Here is a 21,242-nt window from a genome sequence, read left to right as displayed (position 1 = left end):
ACAGAACACGCATGGCGACAGTTTCGCCCGCTTCTGATTTTGCGCCGGTGGCTGCCTCTGCGGCAGCCCCTGCCCGCACGCGCGACCCGCGCCTGGATTTCTATCGCGGCATCGCAATGTTCATAATTCTGATCGCCCATATCCCGAACGATCCATGGGCCAAGTGGATTCCCGCGCGATTTGGTTTTTCGGACGCGACCGAGATTTTCGTGTTCTGCTCGGGCATGGCGTCGGCGATTGCCTTTGGCGGAGCGTTCCTGCGCAAGGGTTGGTGGATGGGCACCGCCCGCGTCTCGTTCCGTATCTGGCAGGTCTACTGGGCGCATATCTGTCTGTTCTTCTTTGTCGCCATGTCGATGGCGGCTCTGGATCAATCGGGGCTGTTCGAAAAGACCTACGTTTCGTCTTTGAACTTGCAGCACTTCTTCAACGACCCTGCGCCTCAAATCGTGGGTTTGTTTACGCTGACCTATGTCCCAAACTATTTCGACATCCTGCCGATGTATCTAGTCGTTCTGGCAATGATGCCTATGTTTATGGGCTTCTACCGGTTCGGTTTCTGGGCCGTCGCCGCAGCATCCGTCGCGATCTGGCTGGTCGCACAGATCGACATTCTGGACCTCCCTGCCGAACCGTGGTCGGAACGTCAGTGGTTCTTCAATCCTTTCGGTTGGCAGCTGCTGTTTTTCACCGGCTTTGCCTTCATGCGCGGCTGGATACCCGCTCCACCGGTCTCGAAAACGCTTATTTGGGCGGCGGCACTGTTCCTGATCTTCTCGATGCCCTTCGGTTCATGGAAAGTGTTCACGTGGATCAACGCGGCGGCCCCCGATCTGGCCGATGAAATCCGCAAAGTCTGGCCAATCACAAAAGAGTTCCGGGACAAGACTGATTTCGGCCTGTTCCGCTATCTGCACTTCTTGTCGCTGGCCTATCTGGGTTGGGTGGCTGCCGGTGAACACGGCCACCGTCTGATCGCAACCGGTCAGGGTACAGCGGCCAAAATCTGGCAATTCCTGCTGACCGTCATCACCAAAGTCGGGCAGCAATCACTGGCAGTATTCGTTTTTTCCATGGCAGCGGCACGACTTATCGGCGTCGGCCTGGACCTCAGTGGGCGAGATGTTGCCAGTGTTTTCATCGCCAACATGATTGGCTTTGCGATGATCATCGGCGTGGCCTACATGGCCGCTTGGTTTAAGTCACAACCTTGGAAGTCTAAGAAATGAATTTCACACGTCGCGCATTTCTGGTCTCGACTTCGGCGCTTGCTTTCGCGCCAGCGACCTTCGCCACCGGCGGCGAGGTCCCATTTGACCGCAATCTCGTCATCGAGATGGCCCGCGAGCTGGCCAGCCGCCCCTATGCCGAACGCGAGATGGTGCCGCAGGAATGGGTGGATCTGACGTATCAGCAATACCGCTCGATCCGGTTCCGGTTGGACCGTGCGCTGTGGTACGAGACCGAAACCCCCTTTAACGTCGATTTCTTTACGCCCGGCCTGTACTTCCCGCGCACTGTTAAAGTCGAAACCGTCGAAAACGGGATGACCACTCCGGTCGCATTTGATCTGGAGATGTTCGACAAATCCGAGGATGTCCCGGAACTGCCGATAGACGACACGCTGGGCTTTTCCGGCTTGCGTCTGCGCACCGAAATGCACCGTCCCGGCAAGACCGATGAGTTTTGCGTCTGGCAAGGCGCTAGCTATTTCCGCGCCATTGGCCTGCATGAGGTTTATGGCCTTTCGGCCCGTGGTCTGGCACTCAAAACCGGCGATCCGGATGGAGAGGAATTCCCTGAATTCATCCGCTTCTGGCTGGAGCGCCCGAAACCCGGTCAGCGCGACATGGTCGTACACGCGCTGATGGACAGCCCAAGTGTCACCGGTGCGTATCGGTTCAATGTCACCGCAGGCGAAAACTGCGTGATGGATATCGAAGCCACTCTATTCCCACGCGAGGACCTGAGCCATGTAGGCATCGCGCCCGGCACGTCTATGTTCCTGTTTGACCAAACCAACCACAGCCGTTTCGACGATTTCCGGCCTGCAGTACACGACAGCGACGGTTTACTGATCCGCAACGGTGCCGGAGAGGTCCTGTGGCGGCCGTTGGCGAACCCAACACGTCTGCAAATCTCGTCATTCGTCGACACCAACCCGCGCGGCTTTGGCCTGATGCAGCGCAAGCGTGAATTCTCGGACTACGCGGATCTTGAGGCGAATTATCACAAGCGACCCAGCCTATGGGTCGAACCCGGTTCAGATTGGGGCAAGGGCTCGGTCACGCTGGTCGAAATTCCGGCTGATCAGGAAATCTACGACAACATCGTAGCCTACTGGCGTCCTGCCGAACCCTATGCAGCAGGCAGTCAGGTCGATCTATCCTATCGCCTGATCTGGGGTGACGAGCCCCAGCGCGCACCGATGGCGCGCGTGATCAACACCGCCATGGGCGACAATACCTTTGGCGAGGGACGTCTGGCCGTCATCGACTTTGAAGAAAGCGAACTGTTCGACGACCCGGAGGCGATGACCATTTTCGTGGACTCGCCACACGCCGAAACGTCCGAAGGCGTGCTGCAGCGCAACCCAGAAACAGGCGGTTTACGGCTGGCGTTTTCGTTCGAGCCCGGCGACCGCGATCATGTCGAACTGCGCGCACAGTTACTGAAGGACAAACAGCCGGCTTCTGAGGTCTGGCTTTACCGTTGGACCTCATGAGCAGCGACCTTCATATCATGCCGCCCGAGACGCCTCTGGCCATGCCCGCGCAGGATTTCAGCGCGGGTTTTCGGGATGCTCAGGTTCCTTACGCAAAACGCCCTTCGGCCGGGTTCTGGCGCGCGCTGGCGTTTTCGCCTGCAATGGCGGCAACGGTGGGCCTGTTTTGGGTCATGACGGACTGGTTCGACGCTGAAGGCATCAACCTGATCGAAGCAATCCTTCTAGCGCTGATCTCGTTCAACTTCTTCTGGATCTCCTTCACGGTCTGCACCGTGCTGCTGGGTATGGTCTCGCTGTCCCGGCAAGAGCGCCCCGTGCGCCAGGGTTGCGCCCAACCTTTGCGCGTGGCCCTTTTGATGCCGGTCTATAACGAGGTGCCGTGGAATGTGCTGGGCAACGCCCGGACCATGCTTGAGGACTTGCAGGCGCGTGGTGGGCGGCACCACTATGCGATGTTCATCCTCTCGGACACCCGCGACCCCGAGATCGCCGCACAAGAACAAGCCAGTGTCGAGGCGCTGCGCACCACCCTCGCCCCCGGACTGGAACTGTATTACCGCCGCCGCGAGCAAAATACGGACCGGAAGGTTGGCAACATTGCTGATTGGGTCGGCCGATGGGGTGCGGATTGGGATGCGATGCTGGTATTGGACGCCGACAGTCTGATGACCGGTCGGGCCATCGCCCGTTTGACCGACGCGCTGGCGCGCGATCCGGGCGCAGGATTGATCCAAAGCTACCCTCAGCTTATTGGCGCGCAATCGGTCTTTGCGCGAATGCAGCAATTCGCCAATGGCGTTTATGGCATCGCCTTCGCCGAGGGGCTCGCGCGCTGGTGCGGTCAGGAAGGCAATTATTGGGGCCATAACGCCATTATCCGCACCCAAGCATTCGCCAATTGCGCGGGTTTGCCGAAACTGCGGGCGCTGAATGGTCAGGAAAAACTGATCATGAGCCATGACTTCGTCGAGGCTGGCTTGTTGCGCCGCGCTGGATGGGGCGTGCGGTTCCTGCCCCGCATTCGCGGATCTTATGAAGAAACACCTCCGACACTGATTGACCACGCCCTGCGCGATCGGCGCTGGTGCCAGGGTAATTTGCAGCATCTGAAGCTATTGGGATCGGCCGGGTTCCAGCCGGTTTCACGGTTCCACATGTTTCATGGGGCAGTCGGATATCTGATGTCTCCGCTTTGGTTTGCGTTGCTTGTGATGTGGGCCCTTATTGGTCAAGGCGAAGATGCGTCAGTGCTGCATTATTTCAGCCCTGACAATCCGCTGTTCCCGCAATGGCCTGAAATGTCGGAAACCCGCCATGTACTGATCATTCTGGTCATGTACGCCATGCTGCTTGCGCCAAAGGTACTAGGCGTTCTGGCCCTGCCCCTAAGCGGTATGCGCTATGCCGAATTCGGCGGCGGGCGCAAGTTCCTGACTTCGTTTCTGGCGGAAGTTGTTCTGTCCATCCTCTATGCCCCCATTCTGATGGTGCAACAGATGATTGCTGTCGTTCGAACTACCCTTGGCATCCAAAAAGGCTGGTCCCCGCAGGCACGGGATGGCAGCAGCTATGGTCTACACACGCTGATCCTATGTCACACCGTGGAAACGATCAGTGGCGTGGCGCTTGGGGTGGGCATCCTGTCCGGTCTTGTTTCGGTCTGGTTGGCTCCGATCGCGATCAGCCTTGCCTTCGCGATCCCATTGTCCGCGCTCAGCGGCGTGTCAGCCGGTGCAGCGCGCCATATGGTTGGCATGAAAGAGGACTTTAACGAGCCCGCAATCACACGCTCGGCCCGTCGCTACAGGGACGAGCTGAAGAATGTGATCGAAGGCAAAGGCGTAATGACCCCTGCCGAGTGATCAGCCACCCGGCAGGCCTTCGTACCAGTCAATCATCATGTCAGCCCAGCCTTTGGGCACCGAATGACCACCGGGGAACAGCGCGAATTCCAGCGCACTGCCCTCGTCACACCCGCTCCAGTATCGGCGCATGAAAGGACCAGTGGTCGAGAACCCGCTTGGCTTGGTATCGACACACCCATTGGCGATGCGCCAAATTTCCAGGCCGGCAAAGATGTCGCCCTGATGAAAGCGGCCGCCGCCCAGCAATCGACCCTCTAGGGGAACCACGTTGTCTGTCCAGCCATGGGTGTGGAACATCCGAATAGGCCCATCACACGACTCAGGATCCGGACGCCAAAACCCACCAGACACCGGTACATAGGCCGAGAATGTGTCGGGTGCCGCGCAGGCAAGGTAGTAGACCATAAAGGCCCCTGCCGAAAACCCGCCCAGAACGACCCGGTCCGTATCAACGCCAAACCGATCCGCGGCATCCTGAACCGCTTCGGTCAAAAAGGCGGTTTCATCGCGCCCCTCCCAACCCGGGAAGAAGTTCCAGCTTTGCCGACCGTTGCGATCCGATCCCTCGGGCGCCATCACCGCGTAGCCGCGCGCCAGAAGCGGGTCCACCATGCCACGGTTTTTCAACGTTCCCGTCGCGGTACCACCATATCCGTGCAGAAACACCACAAGCGGTGGGTTCTCATCTTTGGGCAGTTCGATGTGATACCCTCCCGAGGCGATCTCGCACATGCCCTCAAGGTCGGCACATGCGGCAAGCCCCGATTGCCCGGCCAGCGCCAATCCCGTTGCCAGCGTCATTTCCCGGATCATACTGCACTCCTGTCATAGTCGCGGACCGGCAATCCGGCACGTACCCATCCCGGCCCTGCGGCCGAACCTAACATACCTTCCGGCACATCAATGATATTCGTAAACCCGGCTTCGGTCAGCCGGTTGCTCAACCGTGCCGAACGTACACCGCGCGCGCAGATCAAAGCGATTGCCGCGCCCTTGTTGCCTTGGACAAGTTGCGTCAGAGCGGGAATGAAATCGTCGCGGCGCATGTCCAAAGACTGCGCGCCCTCTCCGATCCCGGTGGATTGCCATTCTTTTGGGGTGCGAATGTCCAGCAACAATACGGCTCCGGATACGGCCTGCGTGTGCGCATCCTGCACGCTAAGCTGCCGTCCCGCGTAGTCAGGTGGAATAAGCCGGTATTCACGTATCGCGAATCCACCAGCCACTGCAGTGCAGCCTCCGATCAGGATCCACCTGCGGGATCGGTTCAAGCTTCCGGCCACGTCGCACCCTCCTGACCTGACATGGCGTTTCTATCACAGCGCAGAATTGGAATCCGCGCTGAAATTGTTTGGGCAGTTCAAGTTCACGTCATCTATTTGCTGAAAAACACCGCGGCCCATCCCAACGGAGCGCGGCAAAAAATTGTATTAGCTGGACAGTAAGAAAATTATCCGTACAAAATCAGTACCACTTGACCGCCAAGAACGGAGTATCGCACTTGTCCCTATTCCTCATCGCGGCCCTTCCTTTTCTCGGCGCTGTTTTTCCAGCCCTTCTGATCAGGGCAGGACGAAATGCAGCGGCTTCCGCTGCTGGGTTGACGACATTTCTGGCGCTGATGGGTCTGTTGATCCACATTCCGTCGGTGATGCGAGGCGATGTAGTGACCGCCCGGTTCGAGTGGATACCCGCACTTGGCTTGAACGCTAATTTCATGCTGGACGGGCTGGGTTTTTTATTCGCCCTGCTGATCCTTGGGATCGGATTGCTGATCATCCTTTACGCGCGATTTTACCTTTCGCGCGAAGACCCGATGGGGCAGTTCTACACTTATCTTTTGTTGTTTCAGGGCGCAATGGTCGGGATTGTTCTATCGGACAACATACTGCTTTTGCTAATTTTCTGGGAACTTACGTCACTCAGTTCATTCCTGTTAATCGGGTATTGGAAACATCTGCCCGAAGGACGCCAAGGTGCGCGGATGGCGCTTGCGGTGACGGGCTCTGGCGGGTTGGCCATGATTGCCGGGATGCTGATCCTGGGTAACATCGTTGGGTCATATGATCTGAGCGTTATCCTGCAAAATAAAGAGCTGATCCAAACCTCGCCCTATTACCTGCCTGCACTGATCCTGATCCTTCTGGGGTGCTTCACAAAATCAGCGCAGTTCCCGTTTCATTTCTGGCTGCCCCACGCAATGGCCGCTCCGACGCCCGTTTCGGCCTATCTGCACTCGGCCACGATGGTAAAAGCCGGGTTGTTCCTGATGGCCCGGATGTGGCCGGTTTTGGCAGGCACAGACGCCTGGTTCTACATTGTTGCAACAACTGGACTTATTACCATGCTGATCGGCGCGGTGATTGCGCTGTTCAAGGATGATCTGAAGGCATTGCTGGCATTCTCGACCGTGTCGCATCTGGGGCTGGTCACCATGTTGCTGGGCTTTGGCACAAAGATCGCTGTCGTCGCAGCGATTTTCCACATAATCAACCACGCGACTTTCAAGTGTGCGCTGTTCATGACCGCAGGGATCGTGGATCACGAAACCGGGACGCGTGATATCAAACGTTTGGGCGGCCTGCGTCATCTGATGCCGATCACCTTTACGATTGGAACAATCGCTGCGCTGTCGATGGCGGGCATACCGCCCCTGAACGGATTCCTGTCCAAAGAAATGATGCTGGAAGAGACAGTGCACACGACGTGGATGCACTCTCACTACCTGGTCCCGGGGCTGGCATTGCTGGCCGCGCTGTTTTCAGCGGCCTATTCATTCCGCTTTGTCAGTCACGTGTTCATGGGCCCCGAGCGTCATGATTATCCAGCGCACCCGCATGACCCGCCTGTCGGGTTGTGGCTGGCCCCTGCATTCCTCGTAGTCTTGGTGGTGCTGATCGGATTGAACTCTGCCGCCATCGTGGGCCCATTGGTTGCGGTCGTATCCAGCGCGGTCATCGGCGGTGAAAAGCTGCCGTACTATTCGCTAAAACTGTGGCACGGCTTCACGCCTGCTCTGTACATGTCGGTGGTCGCGACGCTTGGCGGTCTGTTCCTGCTGAGCTTACACAAGCATGAAGAAAAACTGTGGAATGCACTTCCAAGACCCGAGGCCAAGGTGATCTTTGACGCGGTGATAGCGACACTGACAAAGATCAGCCAAGTGGTCACCGACACGCTGCATAACGGCGTCCTCAGCCGCTATGCAGTCATCATGATCGCCTTCACGATCGGCCTTGGGTACTATGCTTATACCAGCGGCACGATTGGTCCCGAGACACGTGAGGCGTTGCCCATTCAGATCATTCCGTTGATCGGGTGGATCTGCCTTGTCGGTGCGACACTGGCAATCATGTGGTTCCACCGTAATCGCCTGTTATCGCTGGTGCTGATCGGTGTTGTGGGTCTGATCGTCTCAATGGCCTTCAACTATTTGTCTGCCCCAGATCTGGCACTTACACAGATCTCGGTCGAAGTGGTCACGATGATCCTGCTGCTGCTGTCGCTGAACTTCCTACCCACGGATACTCCCTGGGACAGCAGCGCCGCACGGCGGTGGCGCGACGCGGCGATCTCGGTCGTTGCTGGCATCGGATCGGGGGCTCTGATCTATGCGCTGTTGCTACGGGACTTTGCCTTTCCGACAATCTCGGAATTCCATCTGGCAAATTCCTACAAAGGCGGTGGCGGCACCAATGTGGTCAACGTCATCCTCGTAGACTTCAGGGGTTTTGATACCTTCGGCGAAATCATTGTTCTGGGCATTGCCGCGCTGATCATCTTTGCCCTGACCGAAGCCGTTCTGGGCACCAATGTCCGTGGCTATCTGCTGAACCGGAAACCGCATTGGCCGCAATCGGGGGACTCGCACCCATTAATGATGGTGGTAGTGACCCGGATGATGATGCCTATCGCGCTGATGGTCGGGGCCTATATCTTTTTCCGCGGGCACAATCAGCCAGGCGGCGGTTTTATCGCCGGTTTGGTCGTCGCAATCGCCTTCCTGATGCAATACATGGCCAGCGGCTATACCTGGGCCATCGAACGCCAGAGGTTCTACTACCATGGCTCTATCGGCTGGGGCGTTCTGATTGCTGCGGCTACAGGGCTGGGTGCTTGGTTCAACGAGCGGCCATTCCTGACCAGCGATTTTGGCTATATCCACTGGCCCCCGCTGGAAGAGTTCGAATGGGCCACCGCCATCCTGTTTGACACCGGTGTCTTCCTGGCGGTCTTGGGTGCGGTGATGCTGGCGTTGGACAGCTTGTCACGCTTTGCGTGGCAGCCGGGCATGGCGCAGGAGTTCCCGATGGACATCAACCCATTGCGGGACGATCGACCAGAAGAAGATCAAGAAAAGGAGCAGAGCTGATGGAAGCGCTCGTAGCCTCTGCTGTTGGTGTCATGACTGCTGCGGGGATTTTCCTGATCCTGCGCCGCCGGACCTTCCCTGTCATTCTGGGTCTTTCCCTGCTGACCTACGCCGTGAACGTATTCCTGTTCGCAACCGGCCGTCTGGCTTTGGATGCGCCTGCCGTTCTGAACAAATACGAAGAAGTGCCATATACTGATCCGCTGCCGCAGGCATTGGTGCTGACGGCTATCGTGATTTCGTTCGGGATGACCGCGGTGATCGTGATGATCGCACTCAGCGCCTACCTGTCCTCGAAGGATGACCATATCGACATGACCGCGCAGGACAGCGTGGACGCGCCGGGAGAAGACGCATGAACCACTGGATCGTTGCGCCGATCGTCCTGCCCGCGATACTGGCCCCGTTTATCATCATGGTCCTGCGATTTCACCTGGACCTGCAGCGCATCTTTTCGGTCGCCGGTGTGGTGGCCCTGCTGGGTATTGCCCTGACCATCACCGCACAGGCGTCAGGTGGTGATATTCAGGTCTATGAGCTGGGCAACTGGCCCGCGCCCTTTGGTATCGTTCTGGTGCTGGACCGCCTGTCGGCCATGATGGTGCTTCTTACGGCGTTATTAGCGTTGCCCATCGTGCTCTACGCCATCGCATCCGGCTGGGACGAGAGGGGCAAGCACTTTCATGCCCTATTCCATTTTCAGCTGATGGGCGTCTGCGGCGCATTCCTGACCGGCGATGCCTTCAACCTGTTCGTGTTCTTCGAAGTTCTGCTGATTGCCTCTTACGGTCTGATGACACATGGCGGCGGCGCGGTGCGGCTTAAAGCCGGGGTGCAATACGTGGTTTATAACCTGCTTGGTTCCACCCTGTTCCTGTTTGCTTTGGGCACGCTTTACGCCGTGACCGGGACGTTGAACATGGCGGATATGGCGCTGCGCGTGGCCGAACTGCCAGCAGATGACACAGCCCTGCTGCGGGTTGGTGCGGTTTTGCTGCTGCTGGTGTTCTGTATTAAGGCCGCCGTACTTCCGCTGCATTTCTGGTTGCCAGCGAGCTATGCCAGCGCGCCGCTACCCGTCGCCGCCCTGTTTGCGATCATGACCAAGGTCGGTGCCTACTCGATCCTGCGGATGTACACGCTGGGCTTCGGGCCCGAAGTTGAGGCAACGCAGGGTCTCGTCGGCGCATGGCTGCAACCTGCCGCATTGGTGACGTTGGCCGTCGGTGCCATCGGCATTCTGGGCGCTCAGCATATCGCACGAATGGTCGCGTTCTGTGCCATCACCTCGATGGGAACCTTGCTGATTGCGATCTCGTTGTTCACTGAAACGGCGACAGCCGCTGCGTTGTACTATGTCTATCATTCGACCCTGGCGACCGCGCTCATGTTCCTTGTTGCCGATCTGGTGATGGAGCGTCGCGGCGGGGCGATTGCTCCAACTGCGCCGATGCCGCAATCGGGTCTGATCTCATCGCTGTTCTTCGTGGGCGCCATAGCGCTTGCGGGCATGCCGCCGCTGTCGGGTTTCATCGGCAAGCTTTTGGTTTTGGATGCGGCCCGCGACGCGCCGGATGCAAACGCCATCTGGGCCGTAATCCTGATCGGATCCTTCGTCACAATCGTGGGTCTTGCCCGGGCAGGCTCCTTGATCTTCTGGAAAAGCCACGATGCTCAGCACAACACTGAAATGGACCCGGAAAACGAAGAAGACACCCCGCACACTCCTGCGCCCGAGCCAAACCCCGGACTGGCCTTCACCGCCGTATTCGCAATGGCGATGGGCCTTGTGCTGCTGACCCTGTTTGCCGGACCTGCGCTGGAGTATACCAATAAGACGGCCGAACAATTGTTCACACCCGAGAACTACATCGCAGCCGTTTTGGGAGGCGACGCATGATCAGACTTCTGCACCGGATATTCCCCCACCCGCATCTGACCTTTCTTTTGACGGTCGTTTGGGTCTTACTGGCCAACAATCTGACGCTGAATTCTGTGGTATTCGGTCTGATCCTAGGCATCATCATCCCCTTCATCACGCAGCCTTACTGGCCTGATCGTCCAAAGCTGCGCAACTGGCCCATGGTCGTCGAATACATTCTGGTCGTACTGTGGGACATCGTTGTCGCCAACGTCACTGTCGCCCGCATCATCCTCTTCAAACGCGACGCAGATCGTCAGCCGGCCTGGATCTGTGTCCCGCTGGAATTGCGCACCCCCGAGGCGATCACGGTGCTGGCAGGTACAATCACCATGACACCCGGCACCGTCAGCAGCGATCTGTCTGCGCAAGGACATAACCTGCTGGTGCATTGTCTGGATGCACCCGACCCTGACGCCGTGCGAGATCAAATCAAAAGCCGTTACGAACGTCGCCTGAAGGAGATTTTCGAATGATCTATTATGCGATCTTTTTTGCCTTTGCATGTTTCGGGGCGGCCGTCATGATGTGCCTCTGGCGCATCATCACCGCTGACGGCGTCGGCACCAGAGTTCTTGCGCTGGATACGATGGTCATCAACACGATCGCCCTGATGATCCTGTACGGCCTGCAATTGGGAACCGAAATCTTCTTCGAATCCGCCATGATCATCGCCATGCTGGGTTTTGTCTCAACAGTTGCCTACGCGCGGTTCATGCTGCGCGGCAATATTATCGAGTGAGGGCATCATGGGTTTCATCTTCGAAATACTGATCGCCTTCTTCCTGGTCGTCTCAGGCATATTCGGCTTTGTCGGCTCATACGGGATGATCAAGCTGAAAGACCCGATGTCCCGCCTGCATGCGCCCACCAAGGCGACGACGCTGGGCGTGGGGGGCGTGTTGCTGGCATCGATCTGCCACTCGATACTGATAGAAGAGCATCTGTCGCTGCACGAGCTTCTGATCACTCTGTTTTTGTTCCTGACCGCTCCGATCACGGCCCTGTTCATTGCCAAATGGCACATTCACCGTCATGAAAAGCCCAACGATCTGCCGGACGCAGGCGAGGATGAGCTTTGGGCCACGCACGCGGTTGAGCAGGTCGAAGACGTCCCTGAACACAGTAAGTCCTGAATTTAATGCACCACCCACCGCTACCATTAACCCGCGATCTGGTTCTCATTGGCGGGGGCCACACCCATGCGTTGTTGCTGCGCAAGTGGGGGATGAACCCCCTGCCCGGCGCGCGGGTTACGGTGATCAACCCCGGCCCCACCGCGCCATATTCAGGGATGCTGCCGGGCTTTGCCGCCGGGCATTATCTGCGTGAGGAGCTAGACATTGATTTGGTCAGGCTTGCCCGCTTTGCCGGTGCGCGGGTCATTCTGGGTGCGGTATCCGGCATCGACACTGACCGGCGCGAGGTTCATGTGCCAAACCGTCCGCCAGTGGCATTTGATGTTGCGTCAGTCAATGTGGGGATCACCTCGGACATGCCCGCCCTACCCGGTTTTTCCGAACATGCCGTTCCGGCAAAGCCACTGGGTACATTCGCTGCCAAATGGGCCGAATATCTGGGGGGACCAGGCGACGCCTCGGTTGCTGTGATCGGCGGCGGTGTGGCCGGGGCCGAGCTTATCATGGCCATGGCGTTTGCGCTGCGTAGCAAAGGCCGCACCGCGCAACTGACCCTTATTGACAATGCGCAAGCTCTGACAGCAACGCATCCCAAGTCTGCAGTGATCGTTCGCAAGGCGATGGCTGATCTGGGCATAGAAGTTATCGAACAGGCATCCGTTTCTCTGATCGCTCAGGACCACGTTGCGCTTGAGGATGGCCGCCAAATCCCGGCAAGCTTTGTGACCGGTGCCGCCGGTGCGAAACCCTATGACTGGATCGCCAACACGGGGCTGGACCTTCAGGGCGGCTTCATACGTGTAAACGCGCAATTGCAATCCAGCGATCCGTCCATTTTTGCCGCCGGTGACTGCGCACATCTGAACGAAAACCCCCGCCCCAAAGCAGGTGTTTATGCCGTGCGTGAGGCCCCTGTATTGTTTGATAACTTAAGGGCAGCTTTGGGGTCCGGTGACCTGCGACGGTATGAGCCGCAAAAGGATTATCTCAAGCTGATCTCGCTGGGCGGCAAGTCCGCGCTGGGAGAGCGGTTGGGAACCTCGTTCAGCGGGTCGTTGATGTGGAAATGGAAAAACCACATTGACCAGAACTTTATGAACAAGTTCCGCGACCTGCCGCAGATGAAACCACCGGCGTTGCCCCGCGACCACGCGGCCGGTCTTACCCAAGCCTTAGGTGAAAAACCCATGTGCGGCGGCTGCGGTGCCAAAGTCGGGCGCGGCGCGCTGCAAACTGCGCTTGCCGACCTGCCCGCCCCCATTCGTGCAGATGTCACACCCCTGCCCGGCGATGATGCCGCCCTGTTGCAGACCGGAGGCACGCGGCAGGTCATGACCTCGGACCATTTGCGCAGCTTCCTCGACGATCCTGTCCTGATGACCCGAATAGCCGCGGTTCACGCCCTTGGCGACATCTGGGCGATGGGCGCCCAACCTCAGGCTGCCACGGCAACGATCATCCTGCCCCGCATGTCGCCAACCCTGCAGCGTCGCACCATGACCGAGGTTATGGCAACAGCAAGCGACGTCATCCGCGATGCAGGGGCTGAGATCGTCGGCGGCCACAGTTCGATGGGTGACGAGATGACGATTGGCTTCACCCTAACTGGCCTGTGCGACGCCGAACCGATCACTCTGGCCGGCGCGCGGCCCGGTGATGCATTGATCCTATCTAAACCATTGGGCAGCGGCGTTCTGATGGCAGCAGAGATGGCGGGCGCAGCCAGAGGTGAATGGGTTTCGGCGGCTCTTGCACAGATGGTTCAGCCACAAGGCAAAGCCTCTGAGATTTTGGCTGGCGCGCATGCAATGACCGATGTCACAGGCTTTGGTCTTGCGGGGCATCTATTGGGTATTACCGAAGCCTCGGGGTGTGGTGCTACTCTGAACCTTGAGGCGGTTCCGGCAATGGATGGCGCAATAGAACTGGCTGCCCGAGGCGTCCGGTCAACCCTGTTTGATGACAATCGCGCAATTACACCCGAGTTGCCAACGGGCGGCAAAGCCGACCTGCTTTTCGACCCGCAGACCGCTGGGGGCCTATTGGCCGCGATCCCGGTGGATCAAGGACAGACTATTTGCGAAGCGTTGCGCGAGGCAGGATATCCGGCCGCAATCATTGGGTACATGACCGAAGCACCGGGGCTTAACATTCAAAGCTGACCCAAAATGGCTTCGATCTGCGCGGCAGTTTGGGTCAAACCGGCTTCATCCAGCGTTGGTGCATGGACATTTGCGATGACGTCCGCCGTGCGCACGCGGCTGGATTTTGAGTATGCAGGGTCATAATGCTGTTCAATCAGCGCTTGAGTAAGTCCCCGTTTGTCGCCCGCATCAATCAGGTCAAGCCAACCATCCACCACATCATGCCCGCGATGAAACCGCAGCGGCGACAGGCGATCACGGAGGCGTTCATAATCCGACAGAACGTCGTCATAAGCGGACACCAAATAATCCGAACGTGCCTGAATGGACGCCGTAATCTGAATGCGCGGGGCTTGGCGTAAGGCCGTCCATAACGTTGGCGGCAGGATCAAGGACCCGATTTTCGAAGACTCTGCCTCGACCAACACCGGGCGCGACGTGTCCAGAAGGCAAAGCGCAGCAGCAAGCGCGGACTCGAACGCTTTTTGGCTGGGTTGGCCGCCGGGCATTTCACCCAGTAAGGATCCGCGATGGTTAGCCAATCCTTCCAGATCCAGAACCTGTACGCCACGTGCGACAAGGCGCGCTAACAATTCGGTCTTAGCCGTGCCGGTATATCCGTCCAACGCGATTAGATGATGCGGTAGCGGGTCATCATAAAGATACCGATTCACTAACCGGCGATAAGTTCGATAGCCACCTTCGACCACTTCGGCCCGCCAGCCGATCTGTTGCAACATCCAGGTGAATGACCCTGATCTTTGACCGCCACGCCAGCAATACACCAGCGGCCGCCACCCGCCTTCGTGATGAGACAGGCTGTTCTCGATGTGATTGGCTGCATTTCGAAACACGAGTGCAGCCCCGAGTTTGCGCGCCAAAAATGGGCTTTCCTGAACATAGATCGTGCCGACACGGGCGCGTTCCTCGTTGTCCAAAACGGGAAGGCTAATGGCGCCGGGAAGATGGTCCTCGGCAAATTCCGCCGGGCTGCGCACGTCGATCACCGTATCGAATTCATGCGCATAGAGATTGGGCAGGCTGTCGAATTTCAGAACCATGTCAGAGGTCTATCCCGCAAAGCTGAGAATGGAAAGTCGGACCTAGGTTTCGAACCGTTCAATCAACGCCGGCCCGCTGGCGCGGTTAGAATTCACGGCCGGATCGACCCGATGATAGCTGAGGATATCCTCGGCCCCCGGCTGCATCAGACGCGCCGCACCTTTTCCGGCCTCACCCAGCCACAGCGGCCAGTCATCGGGTTCCAGAATCAAAGGCATGCGGTGGTGGATCGTGCTGAGGTTTCGGTTGGCGGCTGTTGTCACGATGGCGCAAGTACCCTGCCGCGCCTCCTCAGGACCCCAATCCTGCCAGACGCCGGCAAAGGCAATCGGTGCACCGTCCTTTCGGAAAATATACCACGGCAACCTTTCCCCCTGTTCCGTCTTGGTCCATTCATAAAACCCTGTAGCGGCGATCAGACAGCGGCGTTCCCGGCATGCAGCGCGAAAGGCGGGCTTTTCAGCCAGCGTTTCAGCCCGGGCATTGATCAGCAAAGGCCCCGCGTTTTCGGCCTTGTACCAATGGGGTAAAAACCCCCAGCGCAGCGGGTCGAGCGTGCGTCCGTTTTCGCCCGCGCGCACCACGTGCACTTGATTGGTCGGGCAGACGTTGAAATTCGGGACCGGTGGCAAAGTGTTAGCCGGGCGCGCCGAAAAAAGCTGCGCCATCGCATCGTTGGGAAGTGTTACGGCAAACCGTCCGCACATAGGCCTTGCCCCTTCTTCAGAAACTGTAGGTTAATGACTTTTTTGCCGACACCGAGTGGAGCGCCACCAAGCCGTTTCTGACCATAAGACTGAAAAGGCCGCGTCAAACGCGGCCTTTTGTTTGTTTATCGAAGCAGATTTACTTCTGCTTGATCCGCCCATCCAGATAGGGCGTGTAAGGCGCGTTTTCGGCCAGGTATTCCGCCGTTACATCTGCCAAATCGGGGCCAAAGTCATAGGCGTTCTTGTCGTCGCCCGAGAACATCTTGTAGCCGTCACCGCCATTGCGGACATAGTTGTTGGTGACCACCAGATAAGTCGCGGCCGGATCGATGGGAACAAACCCGTCTCCGTCGGCAACCATGACCTCAGCGATACGCCCTTCGTTCGGCGCAACGGCCGGGTCCCAGGTGAAGGTCAGGCCAGCAACCTGCGGAAAGCGGCCTTTGACCTCTTCCACCTGGCTGACGCCGTTTTCCAGCGCATCGATGACGCCCTGGCCGCTTATCTCAAAGGTCGACAGCGTGTTCTGGAACGGCAGCACGGTCAGCACTTCGCCCATGGTCACGTCGCCCGGATCGATCGAAGCCCGCAGACCACCCGAGTTGGCAATCGCAATCTTAACGCCCTGATCCGCGACGCGTGCCAACATTGCGTCGGCCACAAGGTTGCCCATCTGGCATTCCTGAACACGACAAACAGCGCGGTCGCCTTCGATGGCATCGGCAGAGTTTGCAACCACTTTGTTGCGGATTTCATCCAATGGCACGGCCAGCTCGGCAATACGATCCAGCGCGGCCTGATCCTCGGTGACGGTGTTGTCCATGATCAGCGGCTCGCCAGCGGCCTCGACCACGTTGCCGTCATCGTCAAAGGTCACATTCAGCTCACCCAGAAATTTGCCGTAGGCATAGGCCTGAACGATCTGCACGCCGTTTACCACGGTCGGGTACGGGCCAGCGGCCTTGTCCGAGGTGTTCGACAGGTATGTGTTCGAGTGGCCACCTACGATCACGTCAACTCCGGTGGTTTCCTGCGCAACGCGCTGATCCACACCGTAGCCCGAGTGGCTGAGAACGATGATCTTGTTGACGCCTTCACCGGTCAGCTTATCCACCTCAGCCTGAACCGCAGGCACCGGGTCCGAGAACGAGATATTCGGACCGGGCGAGGCAAGCTCATCAGTGTCGATAGGTGTCAGGCCGATCAGGCCGATCTTTTCGCCGCCAACTTCGATCACGGTCGATTTCTTGATTTTGTCGGTCAGCAACTCTTCGTCCGCAATATCCGCATTGGACATCAGAACAGGGAAATCGACCGAGTCAACAAAGCCGCGCAGAACCTCGGGGCCGTCGTCGAATTCGTGGTTACCCACTGTCATCGCGTTATAGCCCAGCTTGTTCATAAACTCGGCCGCGACCTTGCCCTTGTAATAAGTATAGAACAGCGATCCCTGAAACTGGTCTCCGCCATCAACCAGAATCGAGTTTTCGGCACGGCCACGTGCCTCCTCGACCGCAGTGACCAAGCGCGCGGAACCGCCAAAGCACTTGCCTTCGGCATTGTCTTCATCACCGCAACCGCTGTCGTATTTGTTGATCGGCTCAAAACGCGAGTGGAAATCGTTGGTGTGCAGAATCGTCAGTTTGTACTCGGCAAATGCCATGCCTGCGGTCAGGCTGAGCGCGGCGGCAGATGTCAAAAGACGGGTGAGCATAGTTTAACTCCCTATTGTTAATTGCGGAGATGTTGCGACGCGCGACGCCGAGAGTCAAAGGGGGAAATCCGGCTTGATTCTACCCGAGGCCCGGTGCATCACGACCGCATGCTGATTTACAAAATTTTTAGGGCCGACGAATGGGCCACGTTACAGGCGCAAGGTGCATCGGATGGCGCGCCAATTGATGTCACTGACGGATATGTCCATTTCTCAACCGCCGAACAGGCCGCAGAAACAGCCGCCAAACATTTCGCCGGTGTCGAAGGTTTGACCCTGCTGGCTTGTGACGTTGATGCGATGGGCGACGACCTGAAATGGGAAGTCTCACGCGGTGACGCGTTGTTCCCACATCTCTACCGGCAGATTCGTATGAGCGATATCGTTTGGTCGCACCCCCTCCCCTTTGATGGAACGGTTCACCAATTTCCGAAGGAAATGAAATGACCGATTTTGTCGATCCGGAGCGTGCCCAGTTTGAGGCCTTCAAGGACCTCGATCGGAACCACCCGATCGAAATGCTGAACCTTGTTAAGTTTCGTGACGATGCCGCGTATCCCGCAGGGCACAAACTTGCCGACGCCGGCCTGACCGGCGCGCAGGCCTATCGCAACTACGGCTCGGAAACAGCACCGATCATTGCGCGCCTTGGTGCCTCGATACTATGGCGCGGCGAGTTTGAAACAACGCTGATCGGCCCGCAGAACGAAGACTGGGACGCAGTGTTCATCGCCCGATACCCCTCTGCGAACGCGTTCTTGGAAATGGTGACAGACCCTGCATATCAAAAAGCCGTCGTGCACCGGCAAGCCGCGGTCGTGACCTCTCGGCTCATAAGATGCGCCCCTGCCCAAGTCGGAGAGGCATTCGGATGAAACTGACGGAAAAACTGGGCCTGGCAGCCCTGCACCGCTTGGATCCTGAGACCGCACACAGCCTGTCGATCAAGGCGCTAAAAGCCGGTTTGGCTCCTGCCCCGGGTCCTGTGACGTCGCCTCGGCTGCGCACTCAAGTTGCGGGACTGGATTTGCCAAACCCTGTGGGACTGGCCGCTGGGTTTGATAAGAACGGCGAGGTTCTTACGCCGCTGTCCCGCGCCGGGTTTGGGTTTATCGAGGTTGGCGCCGTGACACCGCGCCCACAGCCCGGTAATCCAAAACCCCGCCTGTTCCGCCTGACCGAAGACATGGCCGCCATCAACCGGTTCGGTTTCAACAACGAAGGCATGGAGGTCATGGCCCGCCGTTTGGCTGACCGTCCAAAGGACGCGGTGATCGGCCTGAACCTGGGTGCCAACAAGGACAGTGATGACCGCGCAGGTGATTTTGCAAAAGTTCTGTCTCATTGCGCCGCGCATTTGGATTTTGCAACCGTCAATGTCTCATCCCCGAATACGGAAAAGCTGCGGGATCTGCAGGGCAAAGCAGCGCTATCTGCTCTGTTAAGCGGCGTGATTGAAACCCGCGACGCTCTGCCCCGTCCTCTGCCGATCTTTCTAAAGATTGCCCCCGACCTGACCGAGACCGAATTGCAGGACATCGCCGAAGTAGCCCGCGAAACCGGCGTCGATGCGGTGATTGCAACCAACACCACCCTGTCGCGCGACGGCCTGCGCAGTGCCCACAAGGGCCAAGCGGGCGGGCTGTCCGGCGCACCTGTGTTCCAGAAATCAACCCACGTGCTGGCGCGGCTCAGCCAACTGACCGATGGGAAAATCCCGCTGATCGGCGTTGGCGGGATCGGGTCAGCAAAGCAGGCATATGCCAAAATTTGCGCCGGGGCTTCAGCCGTACAGTTCTATACAGCTATGGTCTACGGCGGCATTTCGCTGGCAGCAGAGATTGCCCAAGGCCTGGATGACCTGCTGAGGCAGGACGGTTTCACGTCGGTCGATCAGGCCGTTGGCAGCAAACGAGAGGACTGGCTGTGATCAAGTATTGGCACAACCCGCGCTGTTCGAAATCCCGCGCCGGACTTGCATTGCTGGAAAAAAACGGTGCAACGGTCGAGGTTCGAAATTATCTGGAGGATGCGCCGTCAGTCGAAGAGTTGCGCGCCGTGCTGTCCCAATTGGGAATTCCGGCCATCGAGATGATGCGGACGGGCGAAAAGCGCTTTAAAGAACTGGGCCTGACGAAAACGACACCAGACGATGACTTGTTTCAAGCCATGGCGGAAAACCCCATCCTGATCGAACGCCCTTTGGCCGTGGCCAGCAATAAGGCCGCTATTGGTCGTCCGCCCGAAAACCTGCTGTCACTGCTTTAGGCGATTTGCATTTCCAGCTTGCGGTAACGCCACCCAAGCGTAAGCCCCCGTGCGATGTTCAGAACCATCAGCGCAGCCCATAGACCGTGGTTGCCAAAGGCAGGCACCAGCAGGAACAGGGCGACCACATAGATCGCGACCGATTGTATCATCGCCTGCCGCATGGCGCGCGTCCACGTGGCACCGATATAGATGCCGTCGAACATCCAGCTTGCCACGCCGATCACCGGCGCAAGCGCGGCCCAGAACAGGAATTCGCGCGCGGCCACCCTCACTTCGGGCGCAGTCGACATCAGATCAATCAGCGCGGGCCCCGCGAAAAAGAAGATCAGACCCAGTGCAAAGGCACCGCCAACGCCCCATTGCGAGGCCATGATCGACGCGCGCCGGACCTGAGCGCGGTCTCGCGCCCCGACCGCACTGCCCACCAGTGCCTCTGCAGAAAAGGCGAAACCATCCAAAGCAAACGCGGTGATCTCAAGGAATTGCAGCAGCACCTGATTGGCCGCCAGATTGACGTCGCCCAAGTCTGACCCGACAAACAGGAAGGTGGTGAACGCCCCGGTCAACAAAACTGAGCGAACCATAATATCGCCATTCACCTGCATCATCCTGCGCAGACGCGTGGCGTCGAATATTCTCGGCCAGTCCCGCCATTGATTTCCTGCAAACGCGTCGCGGCACAACCATAGACCCAGCGCCAGTCCGGTCCATTCAGCGATCAGCGTGGCGATGGCCACACCTTCGACACCCCAGCCAAGGCCCAGAACAAACCACAGGTCCAGAACGATGTTCAGCCCATTCATCCAGACCTGCAGAACGAACACTCCGCGCGTGCGTTCAACCGCGATCAACCAACCGGTCACGGCATATAACGCAATCGTCGCCGGAGCCCCCCAGATACGGATTTCCAGATAGGCATGGGTCAACGACTCAACTTCTGGGCTGGCCGGCGACAGGGCGAATGCCCCCCAGAACACCCAGACCTGTGTCAGGATAAAGAACAGACCCGCCACGCCGCCCAGCAATAACCCACGCATCAACAAGGCGCCGGTTTCCGCCGTGTCCCCTGCACCGCGCGCCTGAGCCGCCAGACCTGTTGTTCCCATACGCAGGAAACCAAACACCCAGTAGATCGTGGCCAGAATAACAGCGCCCATGCCAACGGCACCGATTGGAGCTGCTTGCCCCAACTGCCCCACAACACCGGTGTCCACCGCCCCCAGGATTGGGACCGTTGCATTGGACAGCACAATCGGAGCTGCAATCCTGAGCACCCGCTTATGCGTAATGGGTGCCGAAGTGTCCTGCATTGCGGG

The 21,242-nt window shown here is 58.3% G+C and carries 20 protein-coding genes; 14 read left to right on the top strand and 6 right to left on the bottom strand.

Annotation, left to right across the window (positions count from 1 at the left end; all coding sequences use genetic code 11):
• Positions 1 to 11: 11 nt before the first annotated feature.
• The 3 genes from ACR0AK_RS04320 to mdoH are packed head-to-tail and all read left to right on the top strand — an operon-like array spanning position 12 to position 4,590.
• Positions 12 to 1,229 (top strand): OpgC family protein, encoded by a 1,218-nt coding sequence (locus ACR0AK_RS04320; protein WP_170560876.1) that lies wholly within the window; start codon positions 12 to 14, stop codon positions 1,227 to 1,229.
• Positions 1,226 to 2,725 (top strand): OpgD/OpgG family glucan biosynthesis protein, encoded by a 1,500-nt coding sequence (locus tag ACR0AK_RS04315; RefSeq protein ID WP_480792484.1) that lies wholly within the window; start codon positions 1,226 to 1,228, stop codon positions 2,723 to 2,725. The genes ACR0AK_RS04320 and ACR0AK_RS04315 overlap by 4 nt, the downstream gene beginning before the upstream one ends.
• Positions 2,722 to 4,590: a glucans biosynthesis glucosyltransferase MdoH gene (gene mdoH / locus ACR0AK_RS04310; RefSeq protein WP_480792483.1), complete on the top strand. Its 1,869-nt coding sequence runs from the start codon at positions 2,722 to 2,724 to the stop codon at positions 4,588 to 4,590. Before ACR0AK_RS04315 ends, mdoH begins: the two co-directional genes overlap by 4 nt.
• Here mdoH and ACR0AK_RS04305 read toward each other — a convergent pair whose 3' ends face one another.
• The gene (locus ACR0AK_RS04305; RefSeq protein ID WP_480792482.1) at positions 4,591 to 5,406 is read right to left on the bottom strand and encodes a CE1 family esterase; all 816 of its coding nucleotides are present in this window, start codon (positions 5,404 to 5,406) and stop codon (positions 4,591 to 4,593) included.
• Positions 5,403 to 5,876 (bottom strand): rhodanese-like domain-containing protein, encoded by a 474-nt coding sequence (locus ACR0AK_RS04300; RefSeq protein ID WP_170560880.1) that lies wholly within the window; start codon positions 5,874 to 5,876, stop codon positions 5,403 to 5,405. Before ACR0AK_RS04300 ends, ACR0AK_RS04305 begins: the two co-directional genes overlap by 4 nt.
• Positions 5,877 to 6,094: 218 nt before the next feature.
• Here ACR0AK_RS04300 and ACR0AK_RS04295 point away from each other — a divergent pair, with 218 nt between their 5' ends.
• Genes ACR0AK_RS04295 through selD form a run of 7 tightly spaced genes read left to right on the top strand, consistent with a single transcriptional unit; the run spans position 6,095 to position 14,187 of the window.
• The gene (locus ACR0AK_RS04295) at positions 6,095 to 8,965 is read left to right on the top strand and encodes a monovalent cation/H+ antiporter subunit A (RefSeq protein ID WP_480792481.1); all 2,871 of its coding nucleotides are present in this window, start codon (positions 6,095 to 6,097) and stop codon (positions 8,963 to 8,965) included.
• Positions 8,965 to 9,324: a Na+/H+ antiporter subunit C gene (locus ACR0AK_RS04290; protein WP_480792480.1), complete on the top strand. Its 360-nt coding sequence runs from the start codon at positions 8,965 to 8,967 to the stop codon at positions 9,322 to 9,324. The genes ACR0AK_RS04295 and ACR0AK_RS04290 overlap by 1 nt, the downstream gene beginning before the upstream one ends.
• Positions 9,321 to 10,865, top strand: coding sequence for a monovalent cation/H+ antiporter subunit D (locus ACR0AK_RS04285; RefSeq protein WP_480792479.1), 1,545 nt, complete (start codon positions 9,321 to 9,323; stop codon positions 10,863 to 10,865). Before ACR0AK_RS04290 ends, ACR0AK_RS04285 begins: the two co-directional genes overlap by 4 nt.
• Positions 10,862 to 11,362 (top strand): Na+/H+ antiporter subunit E, encoded by a 501-nt coding sequence (locus ACR0AK_RS04280; protein ID WP_480792478.1) that lies wholly within the window; start codon positions 10,862 to 10,864, stop codon positions 11,360 to 11,362. Before ACR0AK_RS04285 ends, ACR0AK_RS04280 begins: the two co-directional genes overlap by 4 nt.
• On the top strand, positions 11,359 to 11,628 hold the full coding sequence (locus ACR0AK_RS04275) for a K+/H+ antiporter subunit F (protein WP_170560884.1): 270 nt from the start codon (positions 11,359 to 11,361) through the stop codon (positions 11,626 to 11,628). The genes ACR0AK_RS04280 and ACR0AK_RS04275 overlap by 4 nt, the downstream gene beginning before the upstream one ends.
• A gap of 7 nt (positions 11,629 to 11,635) precedes the next feature.
• Positions 11,636 to 12,022, top strand: a complete 387-nt coding sequence (locus ACR0AK_RS04270; protein WP_480792477.1) for a Na+/H+ antiporter subunit G — start codon at positions 11,636 to 11,638, stop codon at positions 12,020 to 12,022.
• A 5-nt stretch (positions 12,023 to 12,027) separates the two neighbouring features.
• Complete coding sequence (selD, locus tag ACR0AK_RS04265; RefSeq protein ID WP_480792476.1) at positions 12,028 to 14,187, top strand: selenide, water dikinase SelD; 2,160 nt, start codon at positions 12,028 to 12,030, stop codon at positions 14,185 to 14,187.
• On the opposite strand, the gene mnmH is transcribed toward selD, so the two are convergent.
• From mnmH to ACR0AK_RS04250, 3 genes are all read right to left on the bottom strand, one after another.
• Positions 14,178 to 15,230 (bottom strand): tRNA 2-selenouridine(34) synthase MnmH, encoded by a 1,053-nt coding sequence (mnmH, locus tag ACR0AK_RS04260; protein WP_480792475.1) that lies wholly within the window; start codon positions 15,228 to 15,230, stop codon positions 14,178 to 14,180. The genes selD and mnmH overlap by 10 nt on opposite strands.
• A 42-nt stretch (positions 15,231 to 15,272) precedes the next feature.
• On the bottom strand, positions 15,273 to 15,938 hold the full coding sequence (locus ACR0AK_RS04255) for an SOS response-associated peptidase (protein ID WP_480792474.1): 666 nt from the start codon (positions 15,936 to 15,938) through the stop codon (positions 15,273 to 15,275).
• 139 nt (positions 15,939 to 16,077) lie between these two features.
• On the bottom strand, positions 16,078 to 17,655 hold the full coding sequence (locus ACR0AK_RS04250) for a bifunctional metallophosphatase/5'-nucleotidase (protein WP_480792473.1): 1,578 nt from the start codon (positions 17,653 to 17,655) through the stop codon (positions 16,078 to 16,080).
• A gap of 108 nt (positions 17,656 to 17,763) precedes the next feature.
• Between ACR0AK_RS04250 and ACR0AK_RS04245 the strand changes: the two genes are divergently transcribed.
• Genes ACR0AK_RS04245 through arsC form a run of 4 tightly spaced genes read left to right on the top strand, consistent with a single transcriptional unit; the run spans position 17,764 to position 19,923 of the window.
• Positions 17,764 to 18,102 (top strand): DUF952 domain-containing protein, encoded by a 339-nt coding sequence (locus ACR0AK_RS04245; protein ID WP_480792472.1) that lies wholly within the window; start codon positions 17,764 to 17,766, stop codon positions 18,100 to 18,102.
• Positions 18,099 to 18,530, top strand: a complete 432-nt coding sequence (locus ACR0AK_RS04240; RefSeq protein WP_480792471.1) for a DUF1330 domain-containing protein — start codon at positions 18,099 to 18,101, stop codon at positions 18,528 to 18,530. Before ACR0AK_RS04245 ends, ACR0AK_RS04240 begins: the two co-directional genes overlap by 4 nt.
• On the top strand, positions 18,527 to 19,585 hold the full coding sequence (locus ACR0AK_RS04235) for a quinone-dependent dihydroorotate dehydrogenase (protein ID WP_480792470.1): 1,059 nt from the start codon (positions 18,527 to 18,529) through the stop codon (positions 19,583 to 19,585). The genes ACR0AK_RS04240 and ACR0AK_RS04235 overlap by 4 nt, the downstream gene beginning before the upstream one ends.
• Positions 19,582 to 19,923, top strand: a complete 342-nt coding sequence (arsC, locus tag ACR0AK_RS04230; protein ID WP_480792469.1) for an arsenate reductase (glutaredoxin) — start codon at positions 19,582 to 19,584, stop codon at positions 19,921 to 19,923. Before ACR0AK_RS04235 ends, arsC begins: the two co-directional genes overlap by 4 nt.
• On the opposite strand, the gene ACR0AK_RS04225 is transcribed toward arsC, so the two are convergent.
• Entirely contained in the window at positions 19,920 to 21,236 is a 1,317-nt protein-coding gene (locus ACR0AK_RS04225; protein ID WP_480792468.1) for an MATE family efflux transporter, read from the bottom strand. The two genes, arsC and ACR0AK_RS04225, sit on opposite strands and share 4 nt — an antisense overlap.
• Between the last annotated feature and the right edge of the window lie 6 nt (positions 21,237 to 21,242).

The organism is Ruegeria sp. BI12 (assembly GCF_056537985.1).
This window is presented reverse-complemented; position numbering and strand designations above follow the sequence as displayed.

What these genes read in the sequence shown, in the direction of transcription:
- ACR0AK_RS04320 (WP_170560876.1), top strand. Translation starts at nt 12, where the DNA reads ATGGCGACAGTTTCGCCCGCTTCTGATTTTGCGCCGGTGGCTGCCTCT.
- ACR0AK_RS04315 (WP_480792484.1), top strand. Translation starts at nt 1,226, where the DNA reads ATGAATTTCACACGTCGCGCATTTCTGGTCTCGACTTCGGCGCTTGCT.
- mdoH (WP_480792483.1), top strand. Translation starts at nt 2,722, where the DNA reads ATGAGCAGCGACCTTCATATCATGCCGCCCGAGACGCCTCTGGCCATG.
- ACR0AK_RS04305 (WP_480792482.1), bottom strand. Translation starts at nt 5,406, where the DNA reads ATGATCCGGGAAATGACGCTGGCAACGGGATTGGCGCTGGCCGGGCAA.
- ACR0AK_RS04290 (WP_480792480.1), top strand. Translation starts at nt 8,965, where the DNA reads ATGGAAGCGCTCGTAGCCTCTGCTGTTGGTGTCATGACTGCTGCGGGG.
- ACR0AK_RS04285 (WP_480792479.1), top strand. Translation starts at nt 9,321, where the DNA reads ATGAACCACTGGATCGTTGCGCCGATCGTCCTGCCCGCGATACTGGCC.
- ACR0AK_RS04280 (WP_480792478.1), top strand. Translation starts at nt 10,862, where the DNA reads ATGATCAGACTTCTGCACCGGATATTCCCCCACCCGCATCTGACCTTT.
- ACR0AK_RS04275 (WP_170560884.1), top strand. Translation starts at nt 11,359, where the DNA reads ATGATCTATTATGCGATCTTTTTTGCCTTTGCATGTTTCGGGGCGGCC.
- ACR0AK_RS04270 (WP_480792477.1), top strand. Translation starts at nt 11,636, where the DNA reads ATGGGTTTCATCTTCGAAATACTGATCGCCTTCTTCCTGGTCGTCTCA.
- selD (WP_480792476.1), top strand. Translation starts at nt 12,028, where the DNA reads ATGCACCACCCACCGCTACCATTAACCCGCGATCTGGTTCTCATTGGC.
- mnmH (WP_480792475.1), bottom strand. Translation starts at nt 15,230, where the DNA reads ATGGTTCTGAAATTCGACAGCCTGCCCAATCTCTATGCGCATGAATTC.
- ACR0AK_RS04255 (WP_480792474.1), bottom strand. Translation starts at nt 15,938, where the DNA reads ATGTGCGGACGGTTTGCCGTAACACTTCCCAACGATGCGATGGCGCAG.
- ACR0AK_RS04250 (WP_480792473.1), bottom strand. Translation starts at nt 17,655, where the DNA reads ATGCTCACCCGTCTTTTGACATCTGCCGCCGCGCTCAGCCTGACCGCA.
- ACR0AK_RS04245 (WP_480792472.1), top strand. Translation starts at nt 17,764, where the DNA reads ATGCTGATTTACAAAATTTTTAGGGCCGACGAATGGGCCACGTTACAG.
- ACR0AK_RS04240 (WP_480792471.1), top strand. Translation starts at nt 18,099, where the DNA reads ATGACCGATTTTGTCGATCCGGAGCGTGCCCAGTTTGAGGCCTTCAAG.
- ACR0AK_RS04235 (WP_480792470.1), top strand. Translation starts at nt 18,527, where the DNA reads ATGAAACTGACGGAAAAACTGGGCCTGGCAGCCCTGCACCGCTTGGAT.
- ACR0AK_RS04225 (WP_480792468.1), bottom strand. Translation starts at nt 21,236, where the DNA reads ATGCAGGACACTTCGGCACCCATTACGCATAAGCGGGTGCTCAGGATT.